This is a genomic window from Winogradskyella litoriviva (genome assembly GCF_013249065.1).
GTDB lineage: Bacteria > Bacteroidota > Bacteroidia > Flavobacteriales > Flavobacteriaceae > Winogradskyella > Winogradskyella litoriviva.
In genome coordinates this window covers 250,591-273,225 of record NZ_JABRWQ010000006.1, presented here as the reverse complement: position 1 = coordinate 273,225, position 22,635 = coordinate 250,591, and the positions used below count along the sequence as shown (strand labels likewise).

Here is a 22,635-nt window from a genome sequence, read left to right as displayed (position 1 = left end):
AATAACAGCATTATGGCTTTCCGTTTTCGGTCATCCATTTTTGGTCTATTTTTTATGTTCTTTTTTCTAGGTTCTTGGGTTTCATTTTCTCAAGTTACTACTGAAGTAGATACCACAAAAATTAGAATTGGAGAGCAAATCAACTATAAAATTAATGTAGAGGCAGATACTTTATCATTAGTTGTATTTCCAGAAGGGCAAACATTTGCACCATTAGAAGCTGTTGAAGCTTTAAAAATAGATACCACAAATAGAAAAGATTCTAAATACTTACTGTCTAGAATATATAAACTCACACAATTCGATTCTGGAGCTTATACCATTCCAAGACAAAAAGTAATTATTGACGAGAAACCATTTTTTACGGATTCTTTAAAAGTTGCTGTAAATACAGTTCAGATAGATACGACTAAACAGAAGCTTTACGATATTAAACCAATTATTGAAGTTGAGAAAAGTAAAAGCGATTGGTGGAAATGGCTACTAATTGCATTATTAGCCATTGGTATAGTTGCTTTTTTATTGTACTGGTTTATTTGGCGTAAAAAGCCATTAACAAAAGAAGAAGAAATAGCACTATTACCACCTTATGATAGAGCTAAATTAGCATTAGAAAAATTAGATGAAAGTGACTATTTAGTGCGTTCTGAAGTAAAGGAGTATTATTCAGAATTAACCTTTATCATTAGAAAATATTTAGACGAAAAAGTTTATGATCGTGCTTTAGAAAGTACAACGGCAGAACTTATTTCAAGATTAAATCTATTAAAGGATGGTAACCAAATTTCACTTCCTAAAGAAACTATTGCGCACATTGAATCTATTTTGCAACGTGCAGATTTGGTAAAGTTTGCAAAATCAGCACCAGATATTGAGCTTGCCAAAATGGATAAGACAACAATAGATAAAGCTGTAGATAATGTAAAAATAAGTTTACCAGAACCTTCAGAAGAAGAGAAGTTATTAGATCAAAAATATAAGGAAGAACAAGAGCGCAAGAAGAAGCGTAAAAAAATCTGGCTTACAGTTGCTATTTCTTTGTTTTTAATAATAGCCACATTTATAGGCTTTGGTGTAAAATATGGCTTTGGTTATGTAAAAGACACCATTATTGGCCATGAAAGTAAAGAATTATTAGAAGGTAATTGGGTAGAAAGCGCCTATGGTTTTCCACCTGTTTGGATAGAGACGCCAAAGGTTTTAAAACGTGTGGATGCTAATTTATCAGATGAGGTAAAACAGAAGTTATCTATGACCACTTTTGCTTATGGTACCTTGTTAGATGTTTTTAGTGTTGTTATAAACACCACAACAGTTAAGATGCCTCAACAGCAACAGCAAAAGCAAGCTCAAACTCAAGGACAAGAAGAGTCAGCCTTTGATTTATATAAAGTTTCAGAAGAAACTATAAAAGGTTTTGAAGCTAAAGGTGCAAGTAATATATCAGTTAAGCGAGAAAAGTTTACAACTCCAAATGGTGCCGAAGGTTTAAAAACATTTGGAACCTTAAGTATAAAAATACCTAATTCAGAATATGGAGTAGATGCTAAGTATGAATTGTTATGTTTTGCTAATGAAAATGTTTTACAGCAAATTGTAATTACGTATCCTAAAAACGACACGTATGCAGATAACATGGTACAACGTATTATGGATTCCATAGAATTAAAACCAGACGAAGTAGAAGAAGACCAAAACTAATGTTAGAGAGTATAGAATTTTTAAATAAAGAGTTTTTCTGGTTGTTATTGCTTTTGCCATTAGCCATAGTTTGGTATGTTTTTAAGCATAATGAGCAAATGGCTGAGTTAAAGATGTCCAGTATTCAAGGTTTTAAGAATGCATCATCATTTTGGTCAAAGTTTAAACATGTTTTATTTGCATTACGTTTAATTGCTTTAGCACTGTTAATTATTGCATTAGCAAGACCAAGAACTGTTGATGTTTCTACAAGAACAAAAACCACCAGTGGTATTGATATTGTTATGGCGATTGATGTATCGGCAAGTATGTTAGCAAGAGATTTAAAACCAAACAGATTAGATGCTTTAAAGGAAGTGGCGGCAGATTTTATTGATGGTCGTCCTAGTGACAGAATTGGTTTGGTAGAATACGCAGGAGAAGCTTATACAAAAACACCAATAACAAGTGATAAATCTATTGTACAGCGCTCTTTAAGAGATATTAAATACAACACTATAATAGAAAGTGGTACAGCAATTGGTATGGGATTGGCAACTTCTGTTAACCGATTAAAAGACAGTAGAGCAAAGAGTAAAGTTATTATTTTATTAACGGATGGTGTAAATAATTCGGGCTTTATAGATCCAAAAATTGCAAGCGAATTAGCGGTAGAATATGGTATTAAAGTGTACACTATTGGTTTAGGAACTAACGGAATGGCATCTTCACCAATTGGCTTTAACAATAATGGTTCGTTTAGATATGGTCTTGCGCAAGTAGAAATAGACGAAGATTTATTAAAAGAAATTGCAGAAGAAACAGGTGGCAAATATTTTAGAGCAACCAATAACGATAAATTAGCTCAGATTTATGACGAAATAAATAAGCTAGAAAAAACAGAAATAGAAGAAAAGAAATACTACAATTACGATGAAAAATACCGACCGTTTATTCTGTTGGCAGGTTTGTTGTTATTAATAGAATTATTATTTAGAAACACAATATTTAGAAGCTTTGTTTAAACTCGATGAAAAAATATGGTTTTGGACGTTACTGGTAATTCCAGTAATCATTATGCTGTTTATTTTTCTTCAGCTATGGCGACGTTCTACTCAGAAAAAATTTGCAGATTCAGGCTTGTTAAAGCGCCTAAGTCCTAATCAATCCTTATTTAAAAGTATATTAAAAGTATTAGTGCTTTGTAGTGCTTTTGCATGTTTGTCTTTGGCATTAGTAAATCCTAAAATTGGCACAAAACTAGAAACAGTTAGAAGTGAAGGTGTTGATGTTGTATTTGCTATAGATGTTTCTAAAAGTATGCTTGCTGAAGATATTGCACCAAGTAGATTAGATAAATCTAAGCAACTAGTAACCCAAATTATTAATAGTTTGGTTAGTGATCGCGTTGGCATAATTGCTTATGCTGGTAAAGCGTTTCCGCAATTACCAATTACAACAGATTATGCTTCGGCTAAAATGTTTTTACAAAACATGAATACCGATATGTTGTCTTCACAAGGAACAGCAATTAGTGAAGCAATTCAATTATCAAAAACATATTTCGATAACGAAGATCAAGCCAATAGAGTATTAATTATTATTTCAGATGGAGAAGATCATGATGGTGAAGCTATAAATGTTGCTGAAGAAGCAGCGGAACAAGGTATTAGGATATTAACCGTTGGTGTTGGAGATTTAAAAGGAGGACCAATTCCTATAAAACGAAATGGTGTAATCTTAAATTATAAAAAAGATAATAATGGTGAAACCGTAATTACACGATTAGACGAAACAACATTAAAAGAAATTGCAGCTGAGGCTAATGGAGTTTATATTAACGGAAGTAATACCTCAGAGGTTGTTAATACCATAAAAGATGAGCTTGCTAAAATGGATAAACAAGAATTTGAATCTAAACAAATTGCAGATTTTAAAGACCAGTTTCAATGGTTTCTTGGATTAGGAATTTTATTACTGTTTATTGATATTTTCTTGTTAGAACGAAAAACAGGTTGGTTAAAGAAATTAAATCTCTTTAACGAGAACTTTTAGTGCCATAATTAATTTTAGAATTTCTTTAACGCTAAGTCATTAAAGGCTTTAGTAATTTAGAGGTCATTTACAAAATAAAAAATACATGAAACTTTATTTATCCATTTTCACTCTTTTACTTAGTTACATTGGGTTTTCTCAAAACCAAAATGAAGCGCAATTAAAAGCAGATAAAAATGCAATAGACTTAGTTTATGAAGCCAATGAATTGGTTGGCGAAGATAATTATGTAGAAGCAGAAATGGCCTACAGAAAAGCGATTTCAGAAGCACCAACAAAATCTGTTGGAGCGTATAATTTAGCACATTCCTATTATAAGAAAGGAAGTTATGATGAAGCTTTATTTAGAACTCAAGAGGCAGCAAAGAATGCGACTAATAAAATAGAAAAGCACAGAGCTTATCATAATTTGGGTAATATTTTAATGCAAAGTAAACAATGTAAAGAAGCGGTTGAAGCTTATAAAAATGCACTTAGAAGTAATCCTACTGATGAAGAAACCAGATATAATTTTGCTCTAGCTAAAGATTGTGCAAACCAGCAAGAAGATGGTGGCGGAGAAGAGGATAAAAAAGACGAGAATAAAGAGGAAGAGCAAGATAAGGAAGACGAACAAAAGAAGGAAGATCAAAACAAAGACGATAAGGATAATAAAGATAATAAGGATCAAGGCGACCAAGATAAAAAAGATGGTGATCAAGAGAAAGATGATGAAGGAAAGCCTAAAGACGATAAAAAAGATGATGGAAAAGGCGATAAGGATAATAAAGATAACAACCAAAAGCAAAAACCAAAGCCTGGACAAATGTCGCCTCAGCAAGTAAAAAATATACTAGAAGCTATGCAAAACCAAGAGCAGAAGGTTCAAGAAAAAATGAATGCCGAAAAACAAAAAGGCGTTAAAGTTAAGACTGAAAAAGATTGGTAGATTAGTTGATAATTCCAGAAATGAAAGTTCTAAAACACATATCAATAGTATTCTTAATATTTGCAACAAGTATAGGTGCAGCACAGGTTCAGTTTGAAGCTAAAGTTAGTAAGAAAAAATTAGGAGTAAACGAGCGACTACGAATTGATTTTGAAATGAATAAAGATGGTGACAATTTTGTGCCACCCAGTTTTGCTGATTTTACTGTCGTTGGTGGTCCAAATACATCAGTTAGTAATTATTCTAGAAACGGTAAACGTTCTTACAATAAAACCTATAGCTATTTCTTGTCGCCAAAAAAACGAGGGAAATATACTATTAAGCAAGCTACTATAGAAATAGATGGAGAAACGTATAAAACATTTCCTATAACAATAGAAGTTACTAAAGCTGTAAGTAAACCTAATGGAAATTCTGATGCCACAGATTTAGCTTCAGAAAATATTCACTTAGTTGCAGAGGTTTCAAATTCAAATCCGTATTTAAATGAAGCTATTACGGTTGTATATAAGTTATATGTTTCTCCAGATATTGGTGTAAGTAGTAATTGGAGAGAAAAGGAAATCCCTAGGTTTAACGATTTTTGGAGTCAGAATATTGAAATAAAAGGACTCAATGTATTAGAGGGTGAATATAAGGGTAAGGAATACCGTTATGTAGTATTAAGAAAAACAGTACTCTATCCTCAAAAATCAGGTAAATTAAAAATTGAACCTTTAGTAATGGATATCACAGCAGAAGTACCTTCTAATCGACGTGATATTTTTGGACGACCTCTAGTAACAAAAGTCCCAAAAGAAGTTACTGCTGGCAGTAGAACAATTAATGTAAAACCGTTACCAGAAGAAGGTAAGCCATCAGATTTTAAAGGTGCTGTAGGTAATTATTCTTTTAAAGTAACAACAAGCAAAACACAATTAAATGCTACAGAATCGCTTCAGGCCAAAATTGAAGTAACAGGAAAAGGAAATTTAAAATTGTTTGAATTACCAAAGCTAACCGTTCCTAGTTCGTTAGAAGTTTACGAACCAGAACACAAAGAAAATATAAGAACAAATACAAGTGGTATGCAAGGTGGTATTTCAGATACTTATACTATTGTTCCGCAATATAGAGGAAAGTATCCTGTGCCAAGTATCTCATTTTCTTATTTTGACCCAGAGAAGGAAAGGTATAACCGTATAACTTCAGAAGAGATCGTAATCGATGTTATGGAAGGACCTATGGCTGTAAATTCAAATAATGAAAATACCGCAGTAGCTCCAAAACAAACAGTAAATACAAATTCAAATACATTTGCTTTTATAAAAACAGCATCAAATTGGACCAACACAAAACCAGAACCATTTTTTAAATCTACTGCGTTTTGGTCCTTAACATTATTGCCATTTTTAGCAATTCCTTTGGCTATTATAGTAAGACGAAAAAAGGATGAACGCGATGCAGATGTGCAAGGAAACCGAATTAGAAAAGCAGACCGTTTAGCTAGAAAATATTTAGGTGAAGCTAAAAAAACCATGGGTCAAAAAGAAACGTTTTACTTAGCTCTAGAAAAAGCACTTCATAATTATTTAAAGGCAAAATTAAATATAGAAACTAGCGATTTTAATAAGGAAAAAATAGAAAGTCTGTTATTGAAGCGTCATGTTGAAAATAATGTGGTTGCGGATTTTATTTCTATTTTAGAAAATTGCGAATTAGCTCGTTACACGCCAATTACACAAGTAACTATGCAGAACGATTATGATAAGGCAGCAAAAACAATTTCATTAATAGACAAACAACTGAGATAATATGAGAGCTATTACATTCTTACTTATTTGTTGTTTTAGCCTTTTTGGGTTTGCACAAAATGATCAAGCGTTTAGTGAAGCTAATGCGTTGTATAACGACGGAAAATATGCTGAAGCTATTGATAAATATGAATCTGTTTTAAAATCTAATCAGCATTCTTCAGAATTGTATTTTAATTTAGGTAACGCAAATTATAAGCTTAATAATATTGCTCCAAGCATTTATTATTACGAAAAAGCTTTGTTGCTAGCACCCAATGATAAAGATGTGCAAAACAATTTAGCTTTTGCGAAAAATATGACCATAGATGCTATAGACGTTGTGCCTAAGGTCGGTTTTTCGAGACTTGTAAATAATTTAGTAAATACATTTAATACAGATACTTGGGCTAAAATTGCAGTTGGTGGTGTTCTTTTTTTTGTATTTGTATTTTTAGCATATCATTTTTCTTATTCATCTTCTAAAAAACGAATTGCTTTTGTAACTAGTATCGTAAGTTTATGCATAGCTTGCTTTTCGGTTGCTATGGCATTTCAGAAGGATGCATTAAATAAAAAAGATAATCCGGCAATTATTTTTACGCAAGAAAGTAGGGTGAAAACGGATCCTAATGCAGCAAGTGAAGAAGTGTTTAGATTACATGAAGGTACTAAGGTTCAAGTTTTAGAAACTTATAACGATTGGAAAAAAATTCAGTTATCCGATAATTCTACAGGCTGGATTCCAACAAAAGACATTAAATTGTTAAAAAATATTTAGAAAGAATTTAACAGTATGTTAAATTCTTAATATTATATTTACCGCTTATGTTTCAGAACTATAAATATAGGTCAGCAGTATTTTTTACCATTGTATTAATGGCATTAATTTCTGCGCCTACAATTATTTTATCTATAGATGACTCTATTGATGTAACATGTTTTTATAGTATTACCGAAGAAGAAGAGGAAAGCCATAGTGTAAAATTGGTTTTTGAGCATTCTAGTCAAGATTGTGATAGTTTTTTTGAGGATCAAGTTAATACTGATCTTATAGAATATACTTTTAAAAATTATCCCATACCTCATTTAAACCTTATATCACCACCTCCCGATTTTATTTAATATTTTTTTCGTTGGGATGTTATAATCCTATTAAATAAATATTAAAATAACTGTTGAAATTGTTTCAATAGTATAAAATCATTCAATAAATGTTTAAAACATTAAAAAACGACTTGCCTGCAAGTGTCGTTGTATTTTTCGTTGCATTACCATTATGTTTAGGTATTGCTTTAGCCAGTGGAGCACCTCTTTTCTCTGGTTTAATTGCTGGTATTATTGGAGGAATTGTGGTTGGATCCTTAAGTGGATCTAAAATAGGTGTTAGTGGACCAGCCGCAGGTTTAGCCGCAATTGTATTAACCGCAATTGGGACTTTAGGTGGTTATGAGAACTTTTTAGTCGCTGTAGTTTTAGGTGGTATCATTCAGTTAATTTTTGGGTTTTTAAAGGCCGGAATTATTGGCTATTATTTTCCGTCGTCTGTAATTAAAGGTATGCTTACAGGTATAGGTATCATTATTATTTTAAAACAGATTCCACATTTTTTTGGTTACGATGCTGATCCAGAAGGAGATTTTGCTTTTATCCAAGTTGATGGAGAGAATACATTTTCAGAAATATTAAACACACTTAATCACATACAAATAGGATCTGCCTTAATAGGAATTATATCCTTAGGTATTTTACTGCTTTGGGGAAATGTATTATCAAAAAAAGGAAAGTTTTTTGAGATTATCCAAGGACCATTAGTAGCTGTAGTGGTAGGTATAATATTTTACACGTTAACCCAGTCTAGTGACAGTCTTGCAATAGCATCAACACACTTAGTAAGTGTACCTGTTCCAGATAGTATAGATTCTTTTATTGGTCAATTTAGTTTTCCAAATTTTGCAGCAATAACAAACCCAGAAGTTTGGGTTGTTGCTTTTACTATTGCTTTGGTTGCGAGTTTAGAAACACTTTTATGTGTTGAAGCCACAGACAAATTAGATCCAGATAAAAATGTAACACCAACAAATAGAGAATTATTAGCACAAGGTACAGGTAATATTTTATCTGGTTTAGTAGGTGGTTTGCCTATTACACAGGTAATTGTAAGAAGTTCTGCTAATATACAGTCTGGAGGTAAAAGTAAAATGTCCGCAATTATTCATGGATTTTTATTGCTTATTTCGGTAATATTAATTCCAAGATTGTTAAATCAGATACCCTTATCTGTATTAGCAGCAATACTTTTAATTGTAGGATATAAGCTTGCTAAACCAGCACTATTCAAAAAAATGTATAAATTAGGTTGGAAACAATCAGTGCCATTTTTTGTAACGGTTTTCGGAATTGTATTTACAGACCTGTTGGTTGGTATTGGTTTAGGTATGTTGGTAGGAATTGTAGTGATATTATTAAAGAGCTACCAAAACTCTCATTTCCTTCATATTGAAGATAACAGTAACGGAAAACATAAAATTAAAATGGAACTTGCAGAAGAAGTTACCTTCTTCAATAAAGGTGCAATTTTAAAAGAATTAGATAGTTTACCAAGAGATACTTATTTAGAGTTCGATGTTACTAAAACGAGATACCTAGATTACGATATAATTGAAATATTAGAGGATTTTGCATTTAAGGCTAAAGAAAGAAATATTGATATTAAGTTAATTTCAAAAAGAGGTATTGTTGAAAATCCACCTAGTTTTATTGAGTTTTTTCAACTAAGACCTAAATCAAGTATAAGTTTAAGTTAAAAAGGCCATGGAAACCTATAAATATAAAATCTTGGTACTTTCAGACTTAAAAAAGACTGTTGATACAGCTTTAAAAAGTAGTGTAAGTTTGGCTAAAATGGTTAATGCAGAAATAGCATTATTTCATGTAAAAAAGCATATTGATGTTGTAAAAAGAGACAATCAATTTACAGCAATGAGAACTTTAAATGAAGAACATAACAATACCAAAAAAACAATTGATGCTTTAGTAAAGGACTATTCTAAAACATATAATGTAAAAATTAATGGTAGTTATGAATTTGGTAATGTTAAAGAAGAAATTCAAAAGCAAATAGAACATTATAAGCCAGATATTATAGTTTTAGGTCAACGTGATTCTTCTTCATTTAAACTAATTGGCGATAGTATTACGCGTTTTATATTAAAGAAATTTAAAGGAATTATAATGATTTCTTCCAATGAAAACGCTTTAGTGCCAAATGAAAAAATGACATTAGGTGTTTTAAATGGCTCTAATAAAATTTTTAATACTGAGTTTTCTAATGATATAATAACGCATACAAAAGCACCATTAAAATCTTTTAGAATCCTTAATAGTCAAAATGAAACTACAAATACAACTGAATTAAAAGAAACGAAAATGGTGGAATATGTTTTTGATCAAAATGACAATACAATGACCACTCTTTCTTCGTATTTACAAAAAAATAACATCAATTTATTATGTGTTGATCGCACGACTAGCAAAACAAATAACACAATAAATGCTGAAACATCATTAAAGGAAGTAGTAAGCAAGTTAAATGTTTCGTTGTTAGTATCTGAAGCGTAATAAAATTAAATATTAACACATACAAAACATATAATTATGAAAGCACATACAAGAGAAACCCAAGCAACAATGACTCCAGAAAAGTCATTACAATATTTACAAGAAGGAAATAAAAGATTTCAAGATAATTTAAAAGCAAATAGAAATCTTTTAGAACAAGTAAACGACACAAGTGATGGCCAATTTCCATTTGCAACAATATTAAGTTGTATAGATTCTAGAGTATCAGCAGAGCTGATTTTTGATCAAGGATTAGGTGATATATTTAGCGTACGAATTGCAGGTAATTTTGTAAATGAAGATATTTTAGGAAGCATGGAATTTGCTTGTAAATTAGCAGGAACAAAACTAATTGTAGTCCTAGGACATACTAGTTGTGGAGCCGTAAAAGGAGCGTGCGACCATGCAGAAATGGGTAATTTAACTAAGTTAATAGAAAAAATTACACCAGCAGTAAATGCGGTAACAGAACCTAAAGATGAAAATTTAAGAACATCTAAAAATTTAGATTTTGTTGATGAAGTTTCTAAGAAAAATGTTGAATTAACTATAGACAGAATACATGCAGAAAGCCCAATATTAACTGAGATGGAGAAAAATGGAGAGATAAAAATTATTGGAGCAATGTACGATATCAATACAGGTGCAGTTGAGTTTTACTAATACAAAACCGCTAATTGATGAGTCAATTTAGATTAAAATTGAAAAGTAAAAAAGCAACACTAATCATTGCATTAGTGTTGCCTTTTTTTGCAATGTGCCAAGATGGAAATTTAGGAAATTGGTTAATATACATTGGTAACAAAAAATTAAATTCTAAATGGAATATCCATAATGAGGTCCAGTATAGAAACTATAATGCATTAGGAGATTTAGAACAGTTACTATTAAGAACTGGTATCGGTTATAATTTAACCGAAAACAATAACAATATATTACTTGGTTATGGTTATATATTATCGGAAAATTATATTAATAATACAGACGATAAATTTGCTGTAAACGAACATCGAATTTTTCAGCAGTTTACAACAAAACAGAATATAAGTAACATAAGAATAAGTCATCGTTACCGTTTTGAACAACGATTTGTAGAAGATGATTTTAAAATGAGATTTCGATATTTTTTAGGAATTAATATACCGCTTCAGTACAAAGAAGATGGTAACAACCCACTGTATCTTTCTGCATATAATGAGATTTTTTTGAATACAAAATCTTCAATTTTTGATAGAAACAGAGTTTATGGAGGCTTAGGCTATAAGTTTTCGGATAATTTAAAATTAGAACTAGGCTATATGAACCAGTTTTTTGAAACATCTGGAAGAGATCAGATTAATTTAATAGCATTTGTAAATTTTTAAATTTCGTTAAAATCTTAAGGTTATTTTCTTTAAATTTAAAAAGCGCTAAATAAACTCAAAGTTAAACTATGAAGAATTTATTTTCAAATATCAAAGGAGATGCATTTGGAGGTATTACAGCAGGTATTGTAGCCTTACCATTAGCATTGGCATTTGGAGTTTCTTCGGGTTTAGGGCCAGAAGCAGGACTTTATGGTGCAATTTTTATAAGTTTTTTTGCAGCCCTTTTTGGCGGAACCGCAACACAAATTTCTGGGCCAACAGCACCTATGACAGCTGTGAGTATGGTGATTATAGCAGGTATTGTTGCTACAAATGATGGTAGTGTAGAAAAGGCGTTACCAGCAATTTTAACGGTATTTTTATTAGCAGGTCTTATACAAATTGGGTTAGGTTTTATTGGTGTTGGTAAATACATTAGATATATTCCTTATCCGGTAGTTTCTGGTTTTATGACAGCGATTGGTGTTATTATTCTATTAACGCAAATATTACCATCTTTAGGTTATTATCCTAAAGAAGATGAGGCCTTTGTTAATTCATTTAAACCACAAGCTGAAGAAGTTATTCTAGAAAACATTTTAAAGGAAGAAGCAGGTGAAGGAATTTTGGTTCTTGAGAATTTTAAAGAAACCATAGAAAGGGCTAAGGTAATTTCGCCAAATGATATTAAGAAAGAATCCGAAACTTTAGCGGCAAAGGAGGCTTCAGGAACTATAGGTGCAATTAAAGTACTACCGAGAGCCCTAAAAAATATCAAATGGGTAGAATTGATTTTAGCTATAGGAACTATATTTATTATTTATGGATTTAAGCGCATTACAACAGTTATTCCAAGTACTTTGGTAGCCTTGGTTGTAATGTCTGGTATCGCTTATGGAATGGCACATTGGACACAATACAATTATATACCAATTTCTAAAATCCCTGGAGGTATACCAATACCTCGTTTAGAAATGTTTACAGGATTTAGTTTGGGTAGTATAACGCCATATATTTTTACTGCATTAACGTTATCCTTATTAGGAGCAATTGATTCGCTATTAACAAGTGTTGTTGCGGATAATATGACTAAAACAAAGCACAAGCCAAACAAAGAATTAATTGGGCAAGGAATAGGTAATAGTATTGCAGCAATCTTTGGTGGTATACCTGGTGCAGGTGCAACAATTAGAACTGTCGTAAATATTAATGCAGGAGGAAAAACTAAGTTGTCTGGTATGATTGCAGGTGTAATGCTGTTGTTAATTATGCTTGCTTTAAGTGATGTTGCTTCTTTAATTCCGGCTGCTGTTTTAGCAGGTATTTTAATAACAGTTGGTATTGGTGTTATGGATTATAAAGGATTAAAAGCAATTCCGTATTTGCCAAAAGATATAAAATTAGGACCACTTAGATTAAGTTCAGAAGTTTTAATAATGCTAGTAGTGTTAGTACTCTCTACGTTTTGGGATTTAATCTTTGCAGTAGGTATTGGTTTGGTCATTGCTTCACTGATGTTTATGAAGAAAATAGGAGATTTAACTGCAGAACGTTCTGACGTAAAATCTTTAAAAGAAGAATCTTGGGATGATGAAGGTGAATTTCCTTCAAACTTAAAAGAAGAAGTTTTTATAAAACATTTAAAAGGACCTTTATTTTTTGGTTCTACTAGCGATTTTCAAGCTTTAACAGAACAAATTCCTAAAACAGCAAAAACCGTTATTTTAAGACTAGGAAGAATGCAGTACATGGATCAATCAGGTCTATATGCTATGGAAGATATGTTACAAGATTTAAAAAGGAATGATGTTGAAGTTTTATTTGTAGGTTTATTAAATCAACCTAGATATATGATGGAGCGTATTGATATTATTCCAGATTTCATACCAAACGAGCATATTTTCGAAGATTTTAAATCTTGCCTACAGTGGATAAAATTTAATGTAAAAGACGAATATTAGACTATTATGAAAATCGATAAGGTATTTAAGAATAACGAAGATTGGATAAAAGCTAAGTTAGCTGTTAATGCTCATTTTTTTGAAGAATTAGGTAAAGGGCAAAATCCAGAATTATTATTTATAGGTTGTTCAGATAGTCGTGTTGCAGCTGAAGAACTCATGGGTTTAGGTCCAGGTGATGTTTTTGTTCACAGAAATATTGCTAATATGATTGTTGGTACAGATGCCAACGGAATGTCTGTAGTTAATTATGCGGTTACACACCTAAAGGTTAATCATGTCGTTGTATGTGGCCATTATGAATGTGGAGGTGTAAAAGCTGCTATGCAGTCTGCAGATTTGGGTGTTTTAAATGGTTGGCTAAGAAATATTAGGGATGTATATAGAATGCACAGAGATGAACTTAATGCTATTAAAGATGAATCTAAGAAATATGATCGTTTAGTAGAACTTAATGTTAAAGAGCAATGTGTTAATCTTATTAAAACAGCAGCTGTACAAAAAGCATTTAGAGATCGTGGTCTAAAAGTGCACGGTTGGGTGTTTGATGTTCATACAGGCAAACTCATAGATCTAAAAATAGATTTCGAAAAATACTTAAATGATATTATGGAAATTTATCATTTAGATTAATAAAAAAGCCATTCAAAAGAGTGGCTTTTTTTATACCTGGTCTGCAGCGCTCTCTTCGTTTTGACTCTTTATAATATTAGGAAAAATCATTGGAGCCAAAGATTTTACAGGCTTATAAAGCATACTCTCCTCTAGGTCTTCTTGTTCCATAAAAGGAAGGGTATTATTCATTTTATGGAATACAATTAATAAAATACTTAGAATCATTCCTATTTTTAATGCACCAAAAACACCACCAGCTAATTTATTAATAATGCCTAAAGCAGCAAAATCTGCTAGTTTGGTTAGTGCTTTACCAGCTAAACCAATAGCAAGGACTATAACTACAAAAGTGATGGCAAAAGCAACAATATTGATGGTCTTTTCATTCCAATCTACTTTTGGCTCTAAAAATTCTGCAGCAAAACCACTAAAATGAATAGCACCATAAACACCCAAAACCAAAGCAACTAGAGAAGCAACTTCAACAAAAAGCCCTTTAAATAAACCACGAATAAATCCGAATAACAAAAGTGCAGCTAAAATGATATCAATAATACTCATAGTGTTAGTGTTTAAGACAAAAATACATGATTTTTTTAAGTTGAAATTTTATAAATCTATGTTCATGATTTTTTGTTACTGTTGCCCTAGTTTTTTAGAACTAAAGAAATAGATTCTTTTTTGTTCATTTTAAAATAATATCACATTTGAGATACATTAGTTTCTTAACTTTGAATTTTAGAAAAAAGTATAATAATTAAAGAAATTCTCCTTATTAGGGAAGTAGATATGGCAAGAGACGAGCAATTAAAAGAACGATGGAATTTGGTGGTAGAAAAACTCTCTAAGCAATTTGCAGATGGAGACACCTTAGATCTAGATTCTATAATATACCTTATAGGTGTGCAAGAGCTTGGTCAGTTACATCGCGAATACAAAAAAGACCACAAGTTAGATTTAATGCATATTGCCATCTGTAAGGTTTTAGAGCCTTATGGGTTTTATGAATTCGATTATGTAGATGATGATGGTTGGCCGCATTACAAAGTATTAGCACAATTGCCTCATCTTAAAGCAGGTGAACAAAGTGTCTTAATGAAGGAAGCTATTGTAAACTATTTTGTAGAAACCGAATATATAAAGTAGTTTCAAAGAGCCACAGCTACCATAACTCGCAAAAAAAAACTAAATTTGCACTCGTTTTTGAATAGAAATCATGATAGATAAGATAAAAGAACTTATAGCAGAAGCAGAAGCTTTTAAAGCACAATCTAAAGAAGAGGTTGAAGCCTTTAGAATTAAATATTTAGGGTCCAAAGGACTTTTAAAAGAATATTTTGCTGAGTTTAAAAATGTAGCAAACGATCAAAAGAAAGAATTTGGTCAAACTATTAATCAGCTTAAGAAAACAGCTGAGGATAAGGTAAATGCATTAAAAGAGGCCTTAGAAAGTCAAGAAGAAGATAAAGGAATCTATGGTGATTTATCGCGTCCTGGAGAACCAATTGCTATTGGTGCACGTCACCCGATTTCTATTGTAAAAAATGAAATTATTGATATCTTTTCTCGTATCGGATTTAATGTGAGTGAAGGTCCAGAAATCGAAGATGACTGGCATAATTTTACAGCATTAAACTTGCCAGAGTACCATCCAGCAAGAGATATGCAAGACACGTTCTTCATCCAAACAGATCCAGATATTTTATTACGTACCCATACAAGTTCTGTACAAGTGCGTTATATGGAAAACAATAAACCACCAATTAGAACAATTTCGCCTGGTCGTGTTTATAGAAATGAAGCAATTTCTGCGCGTTCGCATTGTTTTTTTCACCAAGTAGAAGGGTTGTATATTGATAAAGATGTAAGTTTTGCAGATTTGAAGCAAACCTTACAATATTTTACTACAGAGATGTTTGGTAAATCTAAGATTAGATTGCGCCCATCATACTTTCCATTTACAGAACCAAGTGCAGAAGTGGATGTATATTGGGGACTTGAGACAGAAACCGATTATAAAATTACCAAAGGAACAGGTTGGTTAGAAATTATGGGTTGTGGTATGGTTGATCCTAATGTTTTAGAAAACTGTGGTATTGATTCTAAAGAATATTCAGGTTTTGCATTCGGAATGGGAATAGATAGAATAGCAATGTTACTTAACCAAATTAGTGATATTCGTTTACTAAGTGAGAACGATGTGCGTTTCTTAGAGCAGTTTAAATCTGCCTTATAAACTTCACCAAAATATATTTCAAAAGCCGACTGTTAACAGTCGGCTTTTTTATTTAACAACAATTTAACTTCGTTTAGTTCGGTTTGTTCCGAACTAATAATATATATTTGCATAGAATTTTACCGTACGTGATTATTTCGTTTTCATAACACAGTAATAAAAGCATAAAAAATGAAAGAAAATATCTGCCAAAAAAAAATGAATTTAGTTGAAAAACTAGGCGTTCATTTAGAAGCTAGAGAGCAATTAGCACCTGTTGCTGCCCGTATTTTGTCTTACATAATACTAACAGGTAAAAGAGGAGCTACTTTTGAAGATATGGTAAGTGTACTTTGTGCTAGTAAGAGTACAATATCAACACATCTTAATCATTTACAAGATTTAAATAAAATAGAATATTTCACAAAAACAGGGGATCGTAAGAAGTATTTTATAATTGATAAAAATACAATTATTCAACATGTTGATAGAATGATAAGTCATTGGGATCAAGAGCGTGAAATTCATTTAGAAATTAAAGCATATAAAGAATCTGAAAACCAAAAAAATATTAAAAATGAAGATGATAAATTCGATTTAACCTTTCATAATGATTATGTGAAGTTTGTAGATGAAGCGACAGTTTCAGTTAAAGAATTAAGAGAAAAATTGATAGATAAAAAATTCCATATTTAAAGAAAACCAAAATAATAAACCAAAAAATGAAAAAGAATAATTTATATAACCTATTAATGCTAAGTGTATTCTTAGTCATTGTAAGCTGTGGTAATAGCGAACAAAACAAACCTGCGGCAGAAGCACCTCCTGCACCATTTCCTGTTTCTCAATTGCAAGTAAAAACGGTAACAGGTTACACCGATTATCCTGCAACTATAGAGGGTAGAGTAAATAGTGATGTAAGAGCTAAAACTTCTGGATATATTGAAAAAGTATATGTAGATGAAGGTCAAAAAGTACGTAAAGGGCAAGTGTTGTTTAAATTAGAAACACAATCTTTAAGTCAAGATGCTGGTGCAGCAAAAGCACAAGTTAATGTTGCACAAGTGGAGGTAGATAAATTAATTCCTCTTGTAGAAAAAAACATTATTAGTGCAGTACAGTTAGAAACTGCAAAAGCAAATTTAGCACAAGCACAAGCTAATTATAGTAGTGTTTCTGCAAGTATTGGCTATGCAACCATTAAAAGTCCTATTGATGGTTATGTTGGTTCTATTAACTTTAGAGAAGGTGCGTTAATTAGTCCAAGTGATGCAACGCCTTTAACAACCGTTAGTGAAATTGATGAAGTTTATGCCTTTTTTAGTTTTAATGAAGCGCAATATATAGACCATTTACAACGATCTGAAGGAAAAACAAAAGCGGAACGTATTAAAAATTCTCCAGACTTAAGTTTAATCTTAGCTAATGGAAAGGAATATTCTGAAAAAGGACGTATTCAAACAAGTACTGGTCAGATTAACCAAAGTACAGGAACAATTCAAATTAGAGCTGCCTTTAAAAATCCCAAGGAAATTTTAACTAATGGAAATAGTGGTAAAATTAGATTTCCAATAGAATATAAAGATGCCATAGTTGTCCCTCAAACGGCAACTTTTGAACAACAAGGAAATGTTATGATTTTTAAACTTGGAGCAGAAAACAAAGTTGAAACTGCAATTATAAAGATTAAAGGTACTGTAGATAATCTATATGTTGTAGAATCTGGTCTAGATGCAAGTGATAAAATTATTGTTTCTGGAGTTGGCAAATTAAGAAATGGTATGGCAATTTCACCACAAGAAACTTCATTTGAAGATGCCATAACACCAATAGCTACTTTATTCAGAAATTAGATAACCACCAAACATATTAATCATGTTAAAAACATTTATTGAAAGACCCGTTCTTTCAACAGTAATTTCTATTATCATAGTTTTACTAGGAGTTATTAGTATAACTACCTTACCTATAGAGGAATACCCAGATATTGCACCACCCACAATAAAGGTGACGGCAAATTATACAGGTGCTAACGCAGAGACTGTTTTAGAAAGTGTAATTATACCAATTGAAGAGCAAATTAATGGTGTAGAAGGGATGACGTACATTACGTCTACAGCATCAAATACAGGAGCTGCAGAAATCACAGTATATTTTGATCAAGAGATTGATGCAGATATTGCAGCAGTAAACGTTCAAAACCGTGTTGCTAGAGCAAATCCGTTATTACCAAGTGAAGTAATACAAACAGGTGTTACAACGCAAAAGCAAGAAACGAGTGCATTAATGTTTATCTCAATGTATTCCGAAAGCGAAAATTATGATGCTACATTTATTCAGAATTATTTAAAAATTAATGTTATTCCTGCTATGCAACGTATTAGTGGTGTAGGTGATGTTAGTGTATTCTCTCAACAAGATTATGCGATGCGTATATGGTTGAATCCAGAGAAGTTAGCATCTTATAATTTAATTCCTTCTGATATTTCTGCAGCTTTAGCAGAACAAAATTTAGAAGCAGCAGCAGGTTCTTTAGGTCAGAATAATGGTGAATCATTTTCATATACTTTAATTTATAGTGGACGATTTAAAGATGAAGCACAATACAGCGATATCGTAATTAAAGCATTAGGAAACGGAGAGTTTTTACGTTTAAAAGATGTTGCTACTATTGAATTAGATGCGCAATCTTATGCGGCTAACGCAATGAGTAAAGGAAATCCTGCTGTATTTATGGGAATCTTTCAAACCAAAGGTTCTAATGCTCAAGAAATTATTGAAAACATTAAATCGACTTTAGAAAAGGTAAAAGCAGATTTACCAGAAGGCTTAGACATCTTTGTACCTTATGATACAAGTTTATTCTTAAATGCTTCTATAGAAAAAGTAATTAGCACTTTATTAGAAGCTTTTTTACTGGTATTCTTAGTGGTATTTATCTTTTTGCAAGATTTTAGATCAACGTTAATTCCAGCAATTGCAGTACCAGTTTCTATTATTGGTACGTTCTTTTTCTTGAATGTATTTGGGTATTCCATAAACCTTTTAACGCTCTTTGCATTAGTTCTAGCCATTGGTATTGTAGTAGATGATGCCATTGTAGTTGTGGAAGCCGTCCATGCAAAAATGGATGATGGTGAACACAATCCGAAAAAAGCCACATTAACAGCGATGAACGAGATTTCTGGAGCGATAATCTCAATTACGCTAGTAATGGCTGCTGTATTTATTCCTGTAACATTTATTACAGGTCCTACAGGTGTATTCTACGAGCAATTTGGTGTAACGTTAATTATTGCTATTCTTATATCGGCAGTAAACGCCTTAACGCTAAGTCCTGCTTTGTGTGCTCTATTATTAAAAGAACATAAAGAGGACGAAGAGATAAAAGGAAAAAGTCCATTAAAACGTTTTTTCACCTTATTTAATCGTGGTTTTAATGCTACTGTAAACCGTTATGGTAAATCACTTCAGTTTTTATACAAGAAAAAATTTATTTCAGTTTTACTTTTAATAATCGCAGGAGTGGGAATCTATTGGGCTTCAACTACAACACCAACTGGTTTTGTGCCAAATGAAGATAGAGGGATTATTTTCGCCAATATTGAATTGCCACCAGGAGCTTCATTAGATAGAACAGATGCCGTAGCAAGAAAACTTTACGATAAAATAGAAGGAATTGAAGGCGTTAATGCGGTTAACTTTATAAAAGGTAGTAGTTTAATTAGTGGTGCAGGTAGTAACTTTGGTTTTGGTATTATAAAACTTGAAGATTGGGCAGATCGTACAAATCCTGCACTATCAGCACAAGCGATTACAGGAAAACTATTTGGTATAGCAGCAACCATACCTGATGCTAATATTTTATTCTTTTCACCACCTAGTATTCGTGGTTTTGGTAACTCTTCAGGATTTGAAATTAATTTATTAGATAAGTTTGGTGGCGAGTTTGCAGATTTAGATAAAGCGAATAAAGAGTTCTCTATGGCTTTAATGAGTCATCCAGAAATAAAATACGCGACATCTGCTTTTAACACAAGCTATCCACAATATGAAATGGAAGTTAATGTACCATTGGCCAAAGAAAAAGGGGTTTCGGTAACGAGTATATTTTCAACCTTACAAGGTTATATAGGCGGAATTTATGCTTCAGATTTCTCAAGATTTGGTAAACAATTTAGAGTTTATATTCAAGCTTTACCAGAAGACAGGGCAGATGAAAGTGCATTAAATAGTATGTATGTTAGAACAGATTCTGGCGAAATGACACCTATTACGCAGTTTGTAAACTTAAAACGCGTTTATGGACCGCAATCGGTAACACGTTTCAATTTATTTAATTCAACAACTATTACAGGTGCTACAAACGAAGGTTTTAGTACAGGTGATGCCATTAGAGTTATTGAAGAAGAAGTAGCAAAATTGCCTAGTAATTATACCGTTGCTTATTCGGGTTTAACACGTGAAGAAGTAAATGCAGGAAACCAAACAACGTTTATATTTATATTAAGTATTCTGTTTGTATACTTCTTATTAAGTGCACAATACGAAAGTTATTTACTTCCATTTGCAGTAGTGTTATCATTACCATTTGGTGTATTTGGAGCCTATATAACAACCAAGTTTTTAGGTTTAGAAAACAATATTTATTTCCAAATTGCTTTAATTATGCTTATTGGTCTGCTTGCTAAAAATGCCATACTTATTGTAGAGTTTGCATTAGCAAGGCGAAAGCGAGGTGAGACCATTGTTGCATCTGCTATCCAAGGTGCTAAGGCACGTTTACGTCCTATTTTAATGACATCTTTTGCCTTTATTTTAGGATTGATGCCATTAGCTTTAGCGCAAGGTGTTGGGTCAGAAGGAAACAATTCTATTGGTTCTGGTGCAGCAGGAGGAATGTTAATTGGAACCCTTTTGGGAGTCTTCGTAATTCCAATCCTATTTATATTATTTCAGTGGTTACAAGAAAAAGTTTCGAGTAAACCAGCAATACAAACTATTGAAGAATAAGAAAATGAAATCAATTATAAAACATAGAAATTTTAGTAAAGGTACTTTATTAGTAATCGTAGCATTAACATTACAAAGTTGTTTTGTTGCAAAAGATTATACAAGACCAGACTTACAAACGGAAACGGAAGCACTTTATAGAACAGATAATTTGCCAACAGATAGTGTGTCTATTGCAGATGTATCTTGGAAAAATTTATTTACAGACCAATACCTTCAACAATATATAGAAGAAGGTTTGCAGAATAATATGGATGTGCGTATTGCAATTCAGCAAATGGTAGCTGCAGAAGCTTATGCAAAACAAGGTAAGGCAGGTTATTTTCCAACATTAAGCGTAGGTCCAAACTATACACATCAAGAGTATTCAGAAAACAGCCAGTTCGGTTCAATTTTTAGTGGTGGTTTAGATACTTATGATGTTACTGCGAACCTTTCTTGGGAAGCAGATATTTGGGGTAAAATAAGAAGTAATAAAAGAGCAACACAAGCTTCTTATTTACAAAGTGTAGCTGGTCATCAGGCTGTGAAAACACAGTTGATTTCTAGTATCGCGAATACTTATTACAATTTATTGGCTTTAGATGCACAATTAGAAATCACTAAACAAACTGTTGCAACCAGAGAAAGTGGTGTAGAAACTATAAAAGCATTAAAGGACGCAGGACAAGTAACACAAGTTGCTGTAGACCAAAATATAGCGCAATACAATAGCGCTAGAGCGTTGCAGGTAGATATAGAAACTGCCATTTTTAAAACAGAAAACACATTAAGTATTTTGTTAGGTAAATCTGCGCAAGATTTTGAAAGAGCTAGTTTAGATACACAGAAAATTGACCAGGATTTAAAATTGGGTGTTCCTGCAACATTGTTAAGTAATAGACCAGATGTTATGGCTGCAGAATATGGTTTAATTCAATCTTTTGAATTAATTAATGTTGCAAACAGTAGCTTTTATCCATCGCTTACGCTTACAGCTTCTGGAGGATTACAAAGTTTACAGTTAGATGATTTGTTTAATACCAGTTCTTTATTCGCAACAGTAGTTGGAGGCTTAACACAACCCCTTTTAAATCAACGTAAGCTAAAAACGCAGAAGGAAGTTGCCTTAGCAAATCAAGAAAGTGCTTTGCTTAGTTTTAAGAAAACTCTGTTGGTTGCAGGTAATGAAGTGTCTAATGCATTGTTTACTTATGAAGCGGAAACTAGAAAATTCGAATTCAGAAAAAATGAAGTTGAAGCCTTACGAACTGCTGAAGCCAACTCAGAAGAATTACTTAAAAACGGTTATGCAACTTACTTAGATTTATTAACAGCAAGAGAAAGTGCGTTAAGTGCAGAGCTTAATATTATAGATAGTAAATTACAACAATTAGTTGCTGTAGTAGATTTATACGAAGCACTTGGTGGTGGTTGGAGATAAAACAAG

20 protein-coding genes are annotated in these 22,635 nt (G+C 32.1%); 19 read left to right on the top strand and 1 reads right to left on the bottom strand.

Annotation, left to right across the window (positions count from 1 at the left end):
• The first annotated feature begins 12 nt into the window (after nt 1-12).
• The 13 genes from HNV10_RS14560 (at nt 13) to HNV10_RS14500 (ending at nt 13,996) form a co-directional block, all read left to right on the top strand.
• Complete coding sequence (locus HNV10_RS14560) at nt 13-1,701, top strand: hypothetical protein (RefSeq protein WP_394353363.1); 1,689 nt, start codon at nt 13-15, stop codon at nt 1,699-1,701.
• The gene (locus tag HNV10_RS14555) at nt 1,701-2,705 is read left to right on the top strand and encodes a vWA domain-containing protein (protein ID WP_173302126.1); all 1,005 of its coding nucleotides are present in this window, start codon (nt 1,701-1,703) and stop codon (nt 2,703-2,705) included. The genes HNV10_RS14560 and HNV10_RS14555 overlap by 1 nt, the downstream gene beginning before the upstream one ends.
• Nucleotides 2,698-3,735, top strand: coding sequence for a vWA domain-containing protein (locus HNV10_RS14550; protein WP_173302125.1), 1,038 nt, complete (start codon nt 2,698-2,700; stop codon nt 3,733-3,735). Before HNV10_RS14555 ends, HNV10_RS14550 begins: the two co-directional genes overlap by 8 nt.
• Nucleotides 3,736-3,820: 85 nt before the next feature.
• Complete coding sequence (locus tag HNV10_RS14545) at nt 3,821-4,663, top strand: tetratricopeptide repeat protein (protein WP_173302124.1); 843 nt, start codon at nt 3,821-3,823, stop codon at nt 4,661-4,663.
• A gap of 20 nt (nt 4,664-4,683) precedes the next feature.
• Nucleotides 4,684-6,456, top strand: coding sequence for a BatD family protein (locus HNV10_RS14540; RefSeq protein WP_173302123.1), 1,773 nt, complete (start codon nt 4,684-4,686; stop codon nt 6,454-6,456).
• A 1-nt stretch (nt 6,457) separates the two neighbouring features.
• A complete protein-coding gene (locus HNV10_RS14535) occupies nt 6,458-7,216 on the top strand; it encodes a tetratricopeptide repeat protein (protein ID WP_173302122.1) in 759 nt (252 codons plus the stop codon).
• Nucleotides 7,217-7,314: 98 nt separating this feature from the next.
• On the top strand, nt 7,315-7,560 hold the full coding sequence (locus tag HNV10_RS14530; protein ID WP_241695516.1) for a hypothetical protein: 246 nt from the start codon (nt 7,315-7,317) through the stop codon (nt 7,558-7,560).
• 89 nt (nt 7,561-7,649) lie between these two features.
• Nucleotides 7,650-9,242: a SulP family inorganic anion transporter gene (locus HNV10_RS14525; RefSeq protein ID WP_173302121.1), complete on the top strand. Its 1,593-nt coding sequence runs from the start codon at nt 7,650-7,652 to the stop codon at nt 9,240-9,242.
• Nucleotides 9,243-9,249: 7 nt separating this feature from the next.
• Complete coding sequence (locus HNV10_RS14520; RefSeq protein WP_173302120.1) at nt 9,250-10,056, top strand: universal stress protein; 807 nt, start codon at nt 9,250-9,252, stop codon at nt 10,054-10,056.
• A gap of 36 nt (nt 10,057-10,092) precedes the next feature.
• Nucleotides 10,093-10,719, top strand: a complete 627-nt coding sequence (locus HNV10_RS14515) for a carbonic anhydrase family protein (protein WP_173302119.1) — start codon at nt 10,093-10,095, stop codon at nt 10,717-10,719.
• A 17-nt stretch (nt 10,720-10,736) separates the two neighbouring features.
• Nucleotides 10,737-11,420 (top strand): DUF2490 domain-containing protein, encoded by a 684-nt coding sequence (locus HNV10_RS14510; protein WP_173302118.1) that lies wholly within the window; start codon nt 10,737-10,739, stop codon nt 11,418-11,420.
• Between the two features lie 68 nt (nt 11,421-11,488).
• Nucleotides 11,489-13,363, top strand: a complete 1,875-nt coding sequence (locus HNV10_RS14505; RefSeq protein WP_173302117.1) for a SulP family inorganic anion transporter — start codon at nt 11,489-11,491, stop codon at nt 13,361-13,363.
• Nucleotides 13,364-13,369: 6 nt separating this feature from the next.
• A complete protein-coding gene (locus HNV10_RS14500) occupies nt 13,370-13,996 on the top strand; it encodes a carbonic anhydrase (protein WP_173302116.1) in 627 nt (208 codons plus the stop codon).
• A gap of 30 nt (nt 13,997-14,026) precedes the next feature.
• Here the strand turns inward: HNV10_RS14500 and HNV10_RS14495 are convergent, their stop codons facing one another.
• Nucleotides 14,027-14,539: a CvpA family protein gene (locus HNV10_RS14495; protein ID WP_173302115.1), complete on the bottom strand. Its 513-nt coding sequence runs from the start codon at nt 14,537-14,539 to the stop codon at nt 14,027-14,029.
• 228 nt (nt 14,540-14,767) lie between these two features.
• Between HNV10_RS14495 and HNV10_RS14490 the strand changes: the two genes are divergently transcribed.
• The 6 genes from HNV10_RS14490 (at nt 14,768) to HNV10_RS14465 (ending at nt 22,629) form a co-directional block, all read left to right on the top strand.
• The gene (locus tag HNV10_RS14490; protein ID WP_173302114.1) at nt 14,768-15,124 is read left to right on the top strand and encodes a hypothetical protein; all 357 of its coding nucleotides are present in this window, start codon (nt 14,768-14,770) and stop codon (nt 15,122-15,124) included.
• Nucleotides 15,125-15,194: 70 nt separating this feature from the next.
• Nucleotides 15,195-16,214 (top strand): phenylalanine--tRNA ligase subunit alpha, encoded by a 1,020-nt coding sequence (gene pheS / locus HNV10_RS14485; RefSeq protein ID WP_173302113.1) that lies wholly within the window; start codon nt 15,195-15,197, stop codon nt 16,212-16,214.
• Between the two features lie 171 nt (nt 16,215-16,385).
• Complete coding sequence (locus HNV10_RS14480; RefSeq protein ID WP_173302112.1) at nt 16,386-16,889, top strand: GbsR/MarR family transcriptional regulator; 504 nt, start codon at nt 16,386-16,388, stop codon at nt 16,887-16,889.
• A 26-nt stretch (nt 16,890-16,915) separates the two neighbouring features.
• Nucleotides 16,916-18,046 (top strand): efflux RND transporter periplasmic adaptor subunit, encoded by a 1,131-nt coding sequence (locus tag HNV10_RS14475; RefSeq protein ID WP_173302111.1) that lies wholly within the window; start codon nt 16,916-16,918, stop codon nt 18,044-18,046.
• Between the two features lie 22 nt (nt 18,047-18,068).
• A complete protein-coding gene (locus HNV10_RS14470) occupies nt 18,069-21,206 on the top strand; it encodes an efflux RND transporter permease subunit (protein WP_173302110.1) in 3,138 nt (1,045 codons plus the stop codon).
• Nucleotides 21,207-21,210: 4 nt separating this feature from the next.
• Nucleotides 21,211-22,629 (top strand): efflux transporter outer membrane subunit, encoded by a 1,419-nt coding sequence (locus HNV10_RS14465; RefSeq protein WP_173302109.1) that lies wholly within the window; start codon nt 21,211-21,213, stop codon nt 22,627-22,629.
• Nucleotides 22,630-22,635 lie beyond the last annotated feature (6 nt).

What these genes read in the sequence shown, in the direction of transcription:
- HNV10_RS14555 (WP_173302126.1), top strand. Translation starts at nt 1,701, where the DNA reads ATGTTAGAGAGTATAGAATTTTTAAATAAAGAGTTTTTCTGGTTGTTA.
- HNV10_RS14515 (WP_173302119.1), top strand. Translation starts at nt 10,093, where the DNA reads ATGAAAGCACATACAAGAGAAACCCAAGCAACAATGACTCCAGAAAAG.
- HNV10_RS14510 (WP_173302118.1), top strand. Translation starts at nt 10,737, where the DNA reads ATGAGTCAATTTAGATTAAAATTGAAAAGTAAAAAAGCAACACTAATC.
- HNV10_RS14530 (WP_241695516.1), top strand. Translation starts at nt 7,315, where the DNA reads ATGGCATTAATTTCTGCGCCTACAATTATTTTATCTATAGATGACTCT.
- HNV10_RS14475 (WP_173302111.1), top strand. Translation starts at nt 16,916, where the DNA reads ATGAAAAAGAATAATTTATATAACCTATTAATGCTAAGTGTATTCTTA.
- HNV10_RS14560 (WP_394353363.1), top strand. Translation starts at nt 13, where the DNA reads ATGGCTTTCCGTTTTCGGTCATCCATTTTTGGTCTATTTTTTATGTTC.
- HNV10_RS14480 (WP_173302112.1), top strand. Translation starts at nt 16,386, where the DNA reads ATGAAAGAAAATATCTGCCAAAAAAAAATGAATTTAGTTGAAAAACTA.
- HNV10_RS14505 (WP_173302117.1), top strand. Translation starts at nt 11,489, where the DNA reads ATGAAGAATTTATTTTCAAATATCAAAGGAGATGCATTTGGAGGTATT.
- HNV10_RS14545 (WP_173302124.1), top strand. Translation starts at nt 3,821, where the DNA reads ATGAAACTTTATTTATCCATTTTCACTCTTTTACTTAGTTACATTGGG.
- HNV10_RS14525 (WP_173302121.1), top strand. Translation starts at nt 7,650, where the DNA reads ATGTTTAAAACATTAAAAAACGACTTGCCTGCAAGTGTCGTTGTATTT.
- HNV10_RS14465 (WP_173302109.1), top strand. Translation starts at nt 21,211, where the DNA reads ATGAAATCAATTATAAAACATAGAAATTTTAGTAAAGGTACTTTATTA.
- HNV10_RS14490 (WP_173302114.1), top strand. Translation starts at nt 14,768, where the DNA reads ATGGCAAGAGACGAGCAATTAAAAGAACGATGGAATTTGGTGGTAGAA.
- HNV10_RS14540 (WP_173302123.1), top strand. Translation starts at nt 4,684, where the DNA reads ATGAAAGTTCTAAAACACATATCAATAGTATTCTTAATATTTGCAACA.
- HNV10_RS14520 (WP_173302120.1), top strand. Translation starts at nt 9,250, where the DNA reads ATGGAAACCTATAAATATAAAATCTTGGTACTTTCAGACTTAAAAAAG.
- HNV10_RS14495 (WP_173302115.1), bottom strand. Translation starts at nt 14,539, where the DNA reads ATGAGTATTATTGATATCATTTTAGCTGCACTTTTGTTATTCGGATTT.
- HNV10_RS14500 (WP_173302116.1), top strand. Translation starts at nt 13,370, where the DNA reads ATGAAAATCGATAAGGTATTTAAGAATAACGAAGATTGGATAAAAGCT.
- pheS (WP_173302113.1), top strand. Translation starts at nt 15,195, where the DNA reads ATGATAGATAAGATAAAAGAACTTATAGCAGAAGCAGAAGCTTTTAAA.
- HNV10_RS14535 (WP_173302122.1), top strand. Translation starts at nt 6,458, where the DNA reads ATGAGAGCTATTACATTCTTACTTATTTGTTGTTTTAGCCTTTTTGGG.
- HNV10_RS14470 (WP_173302110.1), top strand. Translation starts at nt 18,069, where the DNA reads ATGTTAAAAACATTTATTGAAAGACCCGTTCTTTCAACAGTAATTTCT.